This is a genomic window from Rhizobacter sp., assembly GCA_019635355.1.
Taxonomy (GTDB): domain Bacteria; phylum Pseudomonadota; class Gammaproteobacteria; order Burkholderiales; family Burkholderiaceae_C; genus Rhizobacter.
Window position 1 is genome coordinate 3965611 of the sequence record JAHBZQ010000001.1, and the last position, 12667, is coordinate 3978277.

The 12667-nt window shown below is 70.3% G+C and carries 11 protein-coding genes and 1 pseudogene; 7 read left to right on the forward strand and 5 right to left on the reverse strand.

Features of this window, described 5'->3' with window-relative positions; all coding sequences use genetic code 11:
- Window positions 1-5 precede the first annotated feature (5 nt).
- Window positions 6-467, forward strand: coding sequence for a hypothetical protein (locus KF892_18215; protein MBX3626961.1), 462 nt, complete (start codon window positions 6-8; stop codon window positions 465-467).
- 946 nt (window positions 468-1413) lie between these two features.
- On the opposite strand, the pseudogene KF892_18220 reads toward KF892_18215, so the two are convergent.
- Window positions 1414-2388 (reverse strand): annotated as a pseudogene (locus KF892_18220) (M48 family metalloprotease).
- Between the two features lie 108 nt (window positions 2389-2496).
- Complete coding sequence (locus KF892_18225; protein ID MBX3626962.1) at window positions 2497-3090, reverse strand: LemA family protein; 594 nt, start codon at window positions 3088-3090, stop codon at window positions 2497-2499.
- 101 nt (window positions 3091-3191) lie between these two features.
- Between KF892_18225 and KF892_18230 the strand changes: the two genes are divergently transcribed.
- Window positions 3192-3932, forward strand: coding sequence for a helix-turn-helix transcriptional regulator (locus KF892_18230; GenBank protein MBX3626963.1), 741 nt, complete (start codon window positions 3192-3194; stop codon window positions 3930-3932).
- On the opposite strand, the gene queC is transcribed toward KF892_18230, so the two are convergent.
- On the reverse strand, window positions 3857-4609 hold the full coding sequence (gene queC, locus KF892_18235; protein ID MBX3626964.1) for a 7-cyano-7-deazaguanine synthase QueC: 753 nt from the start codon (window positions 4607-4609) through the stop codon (window positions 3857-3859). The genes KF892_18230 and queC overlap by 76 nt on opposite strands.
- A 67-nt stretch (window positions 4610-4676) precedes the next feature.
- Here queC and KF892_18240 point away from each other — a divergent pair, with 67 nt between their 5' ends.
- Window positions 4677-5465, forward strand: coding sequence for an inositol monophosphatase (locus KF892_18240; GenBank protein MBX3626965.1), 789 nt, complete (start codon window positions 4677-4679; stop codon window positions 5463-5465).
- Between the two features lies 1 nt (window position 5466).
- Here KF892_18240 and KF892_18245 read toward each other — a convergent pair whose 3' ends face one another.
- On the reverse strand, window positions 5467-6747 hold the full coding sequence (locus KF892_18245; protein MBX3626966.1) for a glutamate-5-semialdehyde dehydrogenase: 1281 nt from the start codon (window positions 6745-6747) through the stop codon (window positions 5467-5469).
- Between the two features lie 219 nt (window positions 6748-6966).
- On the opposite strand from KF892_18245, the gene KF892_18250 reads away from it, so the two are divergent.
- The 3 genes from KF892_18250 to KF892_18260 all read left to right on the forward strand — a co-directional run bounded on the left by KF892_18250 (window position 6967) and on the right by KF892_18260 (window position 10168).
- Window positions 6967-8157 (forward strand): porin, encoded by a 1191-nt coding sequence (locus KF892_18250; protein ID MBX3626967.1) that lies wholly within the window; start codon window positions 6967-6969, stop codon window positions 8155-8157.
- A 34-nt stretch (window positions 8158-8191) separates the two neighbouring features.
- Window positions 8192-8575 carry a hypothetical protein gene (locus tag KF892_18255; GenBank protein MBX3626968.1) on the forward strand — a complete coding sequence of 128 codons (384 nt, stop codon included), beginning with the start codon at window positions 8192-8194 and terminating at the stop codon, window positions 8573-8575.
- A 78-nt stretch (window positions 8576-8653) separates the two neighbouring features.
- On the forward strand, window positions 8654-10168 hold the full coding sequence (locus KF892_18260) for a chemotaxis protein (GenBank protein ID MBX3626969.1): 1515 nt from the start codon (window positions 8654-8656) through the stop codon (window positions 10166-10168).
- Window positions 10169-10186: 18 nt separating this feature from the next.
- Here the strand turns inward: KF892_18260 and KF892_18265 are convergent, their stop codons facing one another.
- Window positions 10187-10759 (reverse strand): YceI family protein, encoded by a 573-nt coding sequence (locus tag KF892_18265; GenBank protein MBX3626970.1) that lies wholly within the window; start codon window positions 10757-10759, stop codon window positions 10187-10189.
- 113 nt (window positions 10760-10872) lie between these two features.
- Between KF892_18265 and KF892_18270 the strand changes: the two genes are divergently transcribed.
- Complete coding sequence (locus tag KF892_18270) at window positions 10873-12666, forward strand: response regulator (protein ID MBX3626971.1); 1794 nt, start codon at window positions 10873-10875, stop codon at window positions 12664-12666.
- Window position 12667: the final 1 nt, after the last annotated feature.

The following is a 12667-nucleotide window of genomic DNA, read 5'->3' on the forward strand; positions in this document are numbered from 1 at the left end:
ACACCATGCCGCTTCTCACCGTCACCGTCACCCCGGGTGCCTTCGACCCGTCCGCCCAGGCCCGCCTCGCGCGCGGCCTCACCGAAGCGGCTTTCGAGGCCGAATCGATTCCCCACGAAGCCGGGCCGCGCGCCCGCGGCATCGTGCTGATCCAGGAGCTGGCGCCGGGCCAGTTCTATTCCGCGGGCGAGCCGGCCGACCGCCTGGTGCGCGGCGTCTTCGCCTCGCTGCAGGTGAGCGCCGGGGTGCTCGATGGCGCGCGCAAGGCGCGCCTCGCCGCGGCGGTCCAGGCCGCCGCCGAAGCGGCCGCGCCCGACCGCAGCCGGCCCGTCGTCACGTCATTGGAGATCCGCGAAGTGCCCGAGGGCAGCTGGGCACAGAACGGCCGCATCGCGCGCCTGCCCGAGATCACCGCCACGGCCCGCTTCGGGCACCTGGTCGACGCGCTGGTGCCGGCGCGCGGGTGATTCAGGCCGTGACGCTCGGCTCCACGTAGTGCCGCGCCAGCTCGGGCGGCAAGGGCGAGTCGAGCAACACCGCGGCCAGGCGCAGCGCGTCGCAGGCCTCGTCGGCCAGCGGGCCGGGCGGCTTGTGGCGCAGGGCGGTTTCGGTCCAGTGGCGCACGAGCACCGGTTTGAGCATCCACGGCAGTGTCTGCACTTCCTGCAGCGCGTGCACCAGGCCATCGGCGTCGGGCGCTTCGCAGGGCGGCAGCGCGTCGCCTTGCAGCCACGGCAGCATCACGCTCTGGTACCAGGCGTCGCCATCGGGCACCAGGCGCGCCAGGAAGGCGGTGAGCCGGGCGATCTCGCGCCGGGTGTGCAGCGAGGTGTCGGCGATGTCGTGGAAGCTGCCGCCCGACGGCACCACCGGCGGCGCCTCGCCCAGGCGCTGGCGCATCAGCAGCAGGTGCAGGCGGTCGATGGGGCGGATCTGCCCGTCGGCCGCCATCACGCGCCGCGCGGCGGCCATCAGGTGCTGGCGGTCGGGCAACGGGGCCTTCGCGGCGCGGGCCAGCAGCAGGCCGAGCCAGGGCAGGCGCGTCGCGGGGCCGAGCTTCTTGACGTCGTCGCGCACCTCGCGGGCGGTGCTGAGGCCGGCGGTCTCGTCCTGCCAGGCGCGGCGCTCGCGACGGCTGCCCGGCGTGGCCAGCAGCGCGAGGATGGCGGCGCGCAGCTCGCCCGGGCCGTTGAGGCGCGCCAAGCGCTCGACCGCCTCGCGTTCGTCTTGCGCGCTGAAGGCGCGTGGCTCGGGCGTGGAAGCGGGCTCGGGGTCGTCGTGCGAGGTCATGGGGGCAGCATAGGCGATGGGTGCGGCGGCGGCGACGGCGGCCACCACCGCCTGTGTGGTCGCCGGCATCGGGGTGGCCGGCGCACGGCGCGGCTCGTCGGCCTGGGTGCCGGCGTCGAGCTTGGGCGCGGGCAGCGGGTCGACGGCGCGGCCGTAGAGCCGGCGCAGTCGCTCAGGCAGTGGCGGGTGCGTGGCCAGCCAGTCGGCCGGGGCCTGCAGCAGCATCGCGGCGAGCAGCCGTGCGGGCACACGCGCAAGGCGGTCCTGGTGGTGCTGGGCCTGGTGCCACACCTTGCGCAGCACGCCGCCAAGGCCTTCGCGGCTGCGGGTGAATTGCACCGCGCAGGCATCGGCCAGCAGCTCGCGCTGGCGCGACACCGCGGCCTGCAGCAGCTGCCCGGCGAGCCAGCCCAGGAGGCCGGCGGCCACGAACACCGGCCCCACCAGCAGCCCGAAGGCCGAGCGGCGCCCGGCCTCGTCGGCCTCCAGCAGCTTGTGGCCGTAGCCATGCACCAGCGACAGGCCCCACACGAGCGCGAGCAGTTGCATGTTGAGGCGCAGGTCGTCCTGGTGGATGTGGCCGAACTCGTGTGCGACCAGCCCCTGCAGCTCGTCGCGCGTGAGCCGGTCGAGCGCGCCCTGCGTCACGGCCACGATCGCGTCGTCGGGCGACCAGCCGGCGGCGAAGGCGTTGATCGCGTCTTCGCGGTCGAGCAGGTAGACGGCGGGCCGCGGCAGGCCGCTGGCGATGGCCATCTCGTCGACGATGTTGAGCAGGCGGCGCTCGCTCAGGCTGCGCGCGTCGAGCAGCTCGCGGCCGCCGGCCCAGTGCGCCACATGGGCGCCGCCGCCGGTGCGCAGGCGGCCAAGCTCGACCCAGGCGCCACCCAGCACGAAGAGCAGCACGACGGCGGTGTTGGTCTCGATGAAGAGCGGCGGCAGCGGCAGGTCCCACGAGAGCAGCCAGCGCAGCGCCCACCACACGCCGATCAGCAGGCCGTTGACGGCCAGCACGAGGCCGACGAGCAGCAGCGCGAAGAGCGCCAGCAGCCGCTGCGTGGCGCGGCGGGCGTCGGTTTGCTGGTCGCGGAAACGCATGGGCTTGGGGAGGTGGCACCCACCGCTCAGGCTGAGGTATCGAAGCCCGGCACGGCCTGAGTAGGCCTTCGATACCTCAGGCTGAGCGGGTGGTGGCGTCCGCCTTGACTACAGCTGCACCCGCACCGGCGCGCGCTCGGCGTCGCTGGTGGTGGCCTGCAGCATGGCCGCCTCGCGGAAGCCGAACATGCTGGCCATCAGGTTGGTGGGGAACTGCTGCGCCGCGTTGTTGTAGTCGAGCGTGGCGTCGTTGAAGAGCTGGCGCGCGAAGCCGATCTTGTTTTCGGTGCTGGTGAGTTCTTCGGCCAGCTCGCGCAGGCTCTGGTCGGCCTTGAGCTCGGGGTAGGCCTCCACCACGGCCATCAGCCGGCCCATCGCGCCCGTGAGGGCTTGTTCGGCGACGGCGAGGCTCGTCACCGCGCCGGCCGCGGCGGGGCGGGTGCGCGCCACGTCGGCGGCGGCCTTGGCCTGGTTGCGCGCGGCGGTCACGGCTTCCAGCGTTTCGCGTTCGTGGGCGGCGTACTTGCGCGCCACTTCCACCAGGTTGGGGATCAGGTCGTAGCGGCGCTTCAACTGCACGTCGATCTGCGCGAACGAGTTGCCGATCACGTTGCGCAGGCGCACGAGGCGGTTGTAGGCGCCGACGCCCCAGAAGACCAGGATGGCCAGGACGATCACGCTCACGATTTGCACAGTGGTCATGTAAATCCCTCCTTGGGTGCGAGCGGACTCTACGACATGGCCTCGACGATTCGACCGGCGCCGAAGCATTTGGTGACGCGGCCGAGGCATCATCTGTGGAAATGAGCGCACCCGAGCCCCGCTTCGCCCGCATCGCGTCGACCATCGGCGACCCCACGCGCGCCCGCATGCTGTCGGCGCTGATGGGTGGCGGCTTTCTCGCCGCGGGCGAGCTGGCGCAGGCGGCGGGGGTGACGGCGCAGACCGCGAGCAGCCACATCGCCAAGCTGGTGGACAGCGAACTCGTGGTGGTGCGCGTGCAAGGCCGGCACCGCTACTTCCGCCTCGCCGATGCCGACATCGCGCATGCGCTCGAGGCCCTGTCGCTGGTGGCCGAGCGCAGCAGCGTGGCCGACAAGTGGGAGCGCGAGCCCTACAAGCGGCTGAAGGCGGCGCGCACCTGCTACGGGCACCTCGCGGGTGAGCTCGGCGTGCAGCTCTTCGAGGGCCTGCTGGCGCGCGGCACGCTGGTGCCGGCCGATGGGCAGTTCGTGTTGAGCGAGTCCGGGCGTGCCGAGATGGCCGCGCTCGGTGTCACGCTGCCCACAGGCCGGCGCTTCGCGTATGCCTGTCTCGACTGGTCGGAGCGCCGCGATCACCTCGCCGGCAGTTTCGCGGTCGCCTTGCTCGACCACGCGCTCGAACGCGGCTGGCTGCGCCGCGCCCCGGACTCGCGCGCCCTCTCGCTCACCCCGTCGGGCGCGAAGGCGCTGTCACCGTGGCTCGATCAGCGCAAGTCCATGCGGTCGGTGGCGTCGAAGGCCGTGGGCGGCTCGGGGTTGCGCGAGCGCCAGGCCTTGTAGCCGCGCATGCGAAGCGCGCACGCCGGGCAGTGGCCGCAGCCGTAGCCCCACTCGTGACGCTGCGTGCGGTCGCCGAGGTAGCAGGTGTGGGTGTGTTCGACGATGAGGCGGATGAGCGCCTCGCCGCCGAGCGTGGCCGCGAGTTCCCAGGTCTGCGCCTTGTCGAGCCACATCAGCGGCGTCTCGATGCCCATGGGCGTGTCGAGCCCGAGGCTCAGCGCCACCTGCAGCGCCTTGAGTGTGTTGTCGCGGCAGTCGGGGTAGCCGGAATAGTCGGTCTCGCACATGCCGCCCACCATCACGTCGAGCTCGCGGCGGTAGGCCACGGCGGCGGCGAAGTTGAAGAAGATGAGGTTGCGGCCGGGCACGAAGGTGTTGGGCAGGCCGGTCGAGGTCATCTCGATCGCACGTTGCTGGGTGAGCGCCGTGTCCGACAGCTGGCCCAGCAGCGAGAGGTCGACCAGGTGGTCGTCGCCCAGCCGGCCGCCCCAGCTCGGGAAGTTGGCGTAGAGCTGCGAGCGCACCGCGAGCCGGCATTCGAGCTCGATGCCGTGGCGCTGGTCGTAGTCGAAGCCGATGGTCTCGACGTAGTGGAAGTTGGACAGCGCCCACGCGAGGCAGACGGTGGAGTCTTGTCCACCCGAGAAGAGAACGAGGGCGCGGCGGGGCTTGGTCATCGGGTGATGGTAGCGAGGCGCCTGGCGCGCGGTGCGATGATTTCGCCTCATGGCCTCCCCCGATTCGGTGTTCGACCAGGTGCTGCCGCTGCTGGCCGAGGCCAGCGAGCGCGCCGTGATGCCGCGCTTTCGCCAGCTGCGCGAAGGCGACGTGATCGAGAAGGCGAAAGACGAGCTCGTCACCGTGGCCGACCGCGAAGCCGAAACCATCATCGAGCACGGCCTGCTCGCGCTGTGGCCCGGTTCGCGCGTGGTCGGCGAAGAGGCCTGCGCGGCCAATCCGGCGCTGCTGCAGGGGCTGGACCGCGGCATGGTGTGGCTCGTCGATCCGCTGGATGGCACGGCCAACTTCGTGGCGGGCCGGCCGGTGTTTGCGGTCATGGCCTCGCTCGTGATCGACGGCGAGGCCATCGGCGCCTGGGTGCTGAACCCGGTGTCGGGCGAGCGCTGGCGGGCGCAGCGTGGCAGCGGCTGCTTCTGCAACGGGCAGCGCATGCGGGTGCCGGATCGCAGCGTGCCGCTGCACGAGGCGCGGGGTGCGGTGCTCACGAGATTCCTGCCGGCGGCGCTGAAGCAGCAGGTCGAGGCCAAGCTCGGGCGCATTGGCCAGGCGCTGCCGGGTGCGCGCTGTGCCGGCGTCGAATACCCGGCCATCGTCACCGGCCAGCAGCAGTTCGCGATGTTCTACCGCACGCTGCCCTGGGACCACGTGCCCGGCACCCTGCTGCTGCAGGAGGCTGGGGGCCATGTGGGGCGCTACGACGGCAGTGCGTACCGCGCGGGCGACGAGGCCGTGGGCCTGCTCTCGGCGGTGGACGAGCCGCTGTGGCGCGCCCTGAGGGCCGCGCTGCTCTGACTCAGGTGCGCACTTCGCCCTGGCCGAGCACCACCCACTTCATCGAGGTGAGGCCTTCCAGGCCCACCGGGCCGCGCGCGTGGAACTTGTCGGTGCTGATGCCGATCTCGGCACCCAGCCCGTATTCGAAGCCATCGGCGAACCGGGTGCTCGCGTTGACCATCACGCTCGCCGAATCGACCTCGCGCAGGAAGCGCATCGCGTTCGGGTGGTTCGTCGTGAGGATGGCGTCGGTGTGGTGCGAGCCGTAGCGGTTGATGTGGGCGATGGCCTCGTCCACGCTCTTCACCACCTTGGCGCTGATGATGGGGGCGAGGTACTCCTCGCTCCAGTCCTGCTCGGTGGCCTCGGCGAGCTTGACTTGCGGCACGTCTTTCAAGAGCGCGAGCACAGTGGCGTCACCGCGCACCTCCACGCCCTTGGCGGCGAACACCGCGCCGATCTTCGGCAGGAACTTGGCAGCCACGGCTTCATGCACCAGCAGCGACTCGGCCGCATTGCAGGGGCTGTACTTCTGCGTCTTCGCGTTGTCGGTGACCTTGAGCGCGAGCTCGAGGTCGACCTCGGCGTCGACGTACACGTGGCAGTTGCCGTCGAGGTGCTTGATCACCGGCACCCGCGCCTCGCGGCTGATGCGCTCGATGAGCCCCTTGCCGCCGCGCGGGATGATCACGTCGACCGACTCCGGTGACGCGATGAGAAAGCCCACGGCCGCGCGGTCGGTGGTCTGCACCAGTTGCACCGCGTCGACCGGCAGCCCGGCTTCGGTGAGCGCGGCCTGCACCAGCTTCCACAGCGCGAGGTTGGAATGGATGGCCTCCGAGCCGCCCCGCAGGATGCAGGCGTTGCCGCTCTTGATGGCGAGCGACGCGGCTTCGATGGTCACGTTGGGCCGGCTCTCGTAGATCATGCCGAAGACCCCCAGCGGCACACGCATCTGACCCACGCTGATGCCGCTCGGGCGGCGCTTCACGCCGGTGATTTCGCCCACCGGGTCGGGCATGGCGGCGATCTGCTCGCAGCCTTCGGCCACGGTGGCGATCACCTTCTCGGTGAGGCGCAGGCGGTCGACCATCGGGGCGGCCAGGCCCGCAGCCTCGGCCGCGGCGATGTCTTTCTGGTTCGCATCGGCCAGCGGCGCGGCGCTCTCGCGCAGGCGACGCGCCAGGGCGGTGAGGGCGTGGTTCTTCGCGCGTGTGGAAGCCGCGGCCATGAGCGTGCTGGCCGCGCGTGCGGCCGTGCCCATGCGGGCGACGGTGGCCTGGAGATCGGTGGAGGTCATGCCCGGCATTTTTGCAGGTTTGCCCGGCGGGCCGCCGGTGTGTCGCAGGGTGACGGGTGCCACCCCAAAAGCTGCTTTTGCCGCACTGCTTATGGCCGCACCGGGCGGGTGAATGTGCGAGTTGTGGCACGAAACGCAGGGCCGCAGAGCGCACGAATCGCTTCAGTCGATCGGCACCGAGGCCGAAATGACCGACATGTCCCATTTGAGGTTTGTTGCATGAATCAGTTTTCTGTGCGGCCACTCGCGGCTGCGATCAGCCTTGCCCTCTGCGCCGGTGCGGCGTTGGCGGAACCCACCTACAAGCTGAGCGGCTTCGGCACGCTGGCCGCCGTGCATTCCGACCTGGACACGGCCGACTTCACCGGCAGCGTGTTCCACCCCAACGGCGCCGGCGCCACCCGCTCGACCACGGGCAACCCCGACAGCAAGCTCGGCGTGCAGGTCAATGCCTCGTTCAACAGCCAGTGGTCCGCCGTGGCGCAGGTCATCTCGCAGTACCAGCACGACGCCTCGTACTGGCCGCAGCTCGAATGGGGCAACGTCACCTACAAGCCCACCGATTCGCTGAACCTGCGTGTGGGCCGCATCGCGCTGCCGGCCTACCTGATGTCGGAATCGCGCCTCGTCGGTTACGCCCACGCCTGGGCCCGCCCGCCGCAGGACGTCTACGGCGTGCTGCCCCTGACCAGCAACGACGGTGTCGACGCGACCTACCGCTCGAAGATCGGCTCGGCGTCGAACACGGTGCAGGCCTACTACGGCACCAACGAAGTGAAGATCTCCGGCGGTGGCACCGCGAAGGCGAAGAAGAGCTGGGGCATCAACGACACGGTGGAGCTCGGCTCGCTGACGCTGCGCGCGTCCTACACCTACCTCAAGGAAGACCTGCAGATCGACAGCTTTGCGCCGCTCTACGCCGGCATGGCCTTCTTCGGCGAAACCGACATGCTGGAGAAGTACAACACCCGCGACATGAGCACTTCGGCCGTGTCGCTGGGCGCGCAATATGACCCGGGCGACTGGTTCGTCATGGGCGAATTCGTGTCCTACCGCGGCGACAGCATCCTGTCCGACAGCCGCTCCTGGTACGTGGCCGGCGGCTACCGCTTCGGCAAGTTCACGCCCTACCTCATCCACTCGCAGGTGAAGGCGCTGATCAAGGACGAAACCGAAGGCGGTTTCATGAACGGCGGCATCAACACCCTGCTGTACCAGGTCACCCCGACGCAGAAGACGACCGCCCTGGGCGTGCGCTACGACGTCTACAAGAACACCGCCCTCAAGCTGCAGTACGACCGCATCGAGACGGGTTCGCGTTCCAACGGCCGCCTGAAGCCGCCCTCGGGCACCACGCCCACCGGCCTCGATGCCAACGTCGTGACGCTCGGCGTCGACTTCGTGTTCTGAGGGGGCGACGATGAAGAGCAGCAAATCGTTCGTCGTGGCCGCCATCGCCGTGGCGGGCCTCATCGGCAGCGCCACCGCCGCCGACCTCGTGGTGATCGGTCACCCTTCGGCCGCCGCCATGAGCAAGGACCAGGTCGCCGACACCTTCCTCGGCAAGAACCCGAGCGTGTCGGTGGTCGACCTGCCGGAGTCATCGCCCATCCGCGCCGACTTCTACAAGCAGGCCACCGGCCGCGATGCCGCGCAGGTCAAGGCCACGTGGTCACGCCTGGTGTTCTCGGGCAAGGTGCAGCCGCCCAAGGAAGCGGCCGATGCCGCCGCCGTCAAGAAGGCCGTGGCCGCCGACCCGAAGGCGGTGGGCTACATCGAGAAATCGGCCGTTGACGGCACGGTGAAGGTCATCTCCACGCTCAACTGAGCCTCGCGCCGTGCCGATATGGTGGGTGAGCCGCCTCGATGGAGGGCCGGCTCGCCCGCAGCCCCGACAGGAAAAGTCATGAAGTTCCGTACCAAGATCTGGAGCCTTCCAGCCAGCGCCGCGCTGGTGCTCATCGTCGGCGTGATCATCAGCGCCGCCATCGGTGCCCGCCTGTCGGCCGGCATCACCACGCTGCGCAGCATCGACGACCCTTTCCTTGCGCGTGTCACGCAGGTCGACCGCGTCACCGAAAACGTGCGCCTCACCGTGCAGACCGCCACCGCCGAAGGCGATGCCGAGCGCTTGAAGGACGTGCAGGAACTTGTGAAGGGCGGCCATGCCGCGCTCGACGCGATGGCGTCGCTCGCCGGCAAGGACGACGAAGCGCGCGACCTTCGCGCGGCCTTCGACGCCTACCAGACGGCTGCGGCGGCCGCGGCCAAGGGCATGATCGACAAGAACCCCGATGCGATGGCGTCGGTGCAGAAGATGCAAGCCGCGCAGAAGGCCCTCGACCAGGTGCTCGCGGGTGCCAAGGAAGCGGCCCGCGCGAAGGTCGATGCGCAGTACGAAGCGGCCTCGGCCGGCGTGCGGCTGAGCCTCATCGCCACCGTGCTGACGGGGCTGGTGGTGCTGCTCGCGCTCGGCGTGGCCTCGTGGGTGATCGTGAGCTCGGTCTGGAAGGACCTGGGCGAAGAGCCGGCGCAGCTGCGCGTGTCGGTGCGCCGCATTGCCTCGGGCGACCTCGACGTGACCGCGGTGCCGGGTGCGCACCCCGAATCGCTGCAGGCCGCGCTCGGCGAGATGACGAACGGCCTGCGCGAGATGGTCTCGCAGATCCGCATCACCAGCGACTCGATCGCCACTGCCTCCAACGAGATCGCCACCGGCAACCTCGACCTCAGCCAGCGCACCGAGCGCACTGCGTCCAACCTGCAGCAGGCCGCCAGCTCGATGGAGCAGCTCACCGGCTCGGTGCGCCACACCGCCGACAGCGCCCACGGCGCCAACGAGCTGGCCAGCTCGGCCTCGGGCGTGGCCGCCAAGGGTGGCGAGGTGGTGGGCCAGGTCGTGCAGGTGATGGAACAGATCAGCGCCAGCTCGAAGAAGATCGCCGACATCATCGGCGTGATCGACGGCATCTCGTTCCAGACCAACATCCTCGCGCTCAACGCCGCGGTGGAAGCGGCGCGGGCCGGCGAGCAGGGCCGCGGCTTCGCGGTGGTGGCGGGCGAAGTGCGCTCGCTGGCCCAGCGCAGCGCGCAGGCGGCCCGTGAGATCAAGGGCCTGATCGGCGAGAGCGTGGACCGTGTCGAATCGGGCTCGCGCCTGGTGCAGGACGCCGGCGCCACGATGAACGAGATCGTCGGCTCGGTGAAGCGCGTGACCGACATCATCGGCGAGATCACCGCCGCGTCGAATGCGCAGAGCAGCGACATCGGCCAGGTCAACGGCACCGTGGCCCAGCTCGACCAGATGACGCAGCAGAACGCGGCACTGGTGGAACAGTCGTCGGCCGCGGCCGAGAGCCTGCGCGAACAGGCCGGCCTGCTGGCCCAGGCGGTGGCCCGCTTCCGCGTCGCCCGCGCCTGACGCGCCGCCTCGCGGCCTTCAGGGCTGCCGGATCGCTTCGACCTGGATCACCAGGGTCACCGTGTCGCCGATGAAGGGCAGGCCGTCGGTCATGCCGAAGTCGCTGCGGCGCAGGGTGGCGCTGAGGTCGGCGCCGCAGACCTCGCGCTGCAGCAGTGGGTGCGGGTAGCAGCGAAGCGCCGGGGCGCGCAGGCTGAGTGGGAGCGACACACCGCGCAGGGTGAATTCGCCGCGCACGTCCAGCGGGGCATCGCGCTGCCAGCGCCACTGCTTCGCCACGAAATACGCGACCGGGTGGTCCTCGCTCGCCAGGTAGCTGCGGCGCAGCACGCCGTCGAGCGGTGGCACGCCGGTGTTGACCGACGCGGTGCGCACCGCGATCGACACCTCGCCGGTGCCCGACGCGGCGTCGAGTTCGAGGCTGCCGCTCACGTCGTCGAAGCGGCCTCGGGTGGTCGAGGTGCCGAAGTGCATCACCTCCCAATGCACCCGGGTGTGGGCCGCGTCGAGCAGGTACGCGACGGCCTGTGCGTGGGCCGTGGTCGCATGCCCCGAGAGCAGGCACCCACCCACGAGCAATGCTTTGCGCATGGTGGTGCAAAAACAGCGTGCAAACGTGATCAAAGGCAGGTGCTCAAAACAGACGGTCTCGGGATAATGCGCCAATCTGAACAGAGGGTCATGGGCAGGTGAGGGGGCGGGGGATGTCAACAGAATCGCGAACGCCGCCGCCCAGCACCGACTCGGCTGATGCCGGGCTCGCCGCGCGCGTCCAAGACGCGCAGACCGTCATGCTCTACGAGCGGGCGCAGACCTCCACGCTGGCCGGCGTGGGTTTCGCGCTGCTGGTGTGCGTGGGCCTTCTCCCGTATGTCGACGCACGCCTCGCCTGGGGCTGGTTCGTGGTGCGTTGTGCCGTCTCGGCGCTGCGCCTCGCACTCACCCACCAGTTCGTGCGCACCACGCTGCCGAGCGACCGCATCTGGCGGCGCTGGCTCGAGATCACGCTCGTGGCCGACGGCTTCACCTGGGGCATGGCCACGGCGTGGATCCCCGCCAGCACCAGCCCGCACGTGGTGGCGCTCTTGCTCACCTCGCTGGTGGGGGTGGCGGCGATCGGCATGTTCGTGCTGCAGCCGAGCTTTCGGGCCAGCTCGCTCTTCCTGTTGTCGATGCTGCTGCCGGCCGGGGCCGAGCAGATGATGAGCGGCACACGCTATGGCCTCTTCGCCGGCATCGGCCTGTGGGCGTTTCTGGCGCTGGTGATGGTCGAGGCGCGGCGCTCCGAGGCGCGCATCCGCGAGCTGCTCACGCTGCGCTTCACCACCGACCGCATCTCCGAAGAGCGCGCCGAAGCGCTGCTGCTCGCGCAGCGGCAGAGCAGCGTGAAGAGCCAGTTCCTCGCCACCATGAGCCACGAGATGCGCACGCCACTGCACGGCATCCTCGGGCTCACCCGCATGCTGCGCAAAGACGGCGCGATCACGCCCGAGAAGCGGCCCGAAGAGCAGCTGCAGCTGATCGAGCGGGCCGGCGAACACCTGCTCACGCTGATCAACGACATCCTCGATTTCTCGAAGCTCGAAGCGGGGCAGGTGCGCCTGTCGCCGCAGACCTTCGACCTCGCCGCGCTGATCGACGACGTGGTGTCGCTGTCGGTGCCGGGCGCCTTCCAGGCAGGCCTCTCGCTCACGACGCGGCTGCACATGCCGCGGCCCTGTTTCGTGCGGGGCGACCCGTCGCGCCTGCGCCAGGTGCTGCACAACCTGATCGGCAATGCGATCAAGTTCACCGAGTCGGGCGCGGTGACGGTGGTGGCCAAGCACCGCGGCTCGCGCGCGCGCATTGCGGTGCACGACACCGGCGTGGGCATCCCGGCCGACGAGGTGCCGCGCATCTTCGACGCCTTCCACCAGGCCGACAGTTCCTTCACCCGCCGTTATGGCGGCACCGGCCTCGGCCTCACCATCGCCCGCGAGCTGGCGCGTGCGATGGGCGGTGATCTTGTCTGCACCAGCCAGCAGGGCCGAGGCTCGTGTTTCACCGTGACGGTGGAGCTGCCCGAAGCCCCGAACCCGGCGCCCGCCACGGCCGGCCTCGGCGACGCGGGCGTGCCGCTGCAAGGGCGTGTGCTGCTCGCCGAAGACAACCCCGTCAACGCCCTCGTGGCCGAGGCGGCGCTGAAAAACATGGGGCTCACGGTCGAGCTGGTGGAGGACGGCCTGCAGGCCGTGGCCTCGTTCCGCGCCTCACCGCCCGATCTTGTGCTGCTCGATTGCCAGATGCCGGTGATGGATGGTTTCGAGGCGGCCCGCCGCATCCGCGAGCACGAAGGCGAGCAGGGCCTGCCGCGCACGCCGGTGGTGGCGTTGACGGCCAACGCCCTGCAGGGCGACCGCGAGCACAGCCTCGCGGCGGGCATGGACGATCACCTCGCCAAGCCCTTCAAGGACGAGGACCTGCGTGCAGTGCTGCGGCGCCACCTCGTCCCGGCCTGAG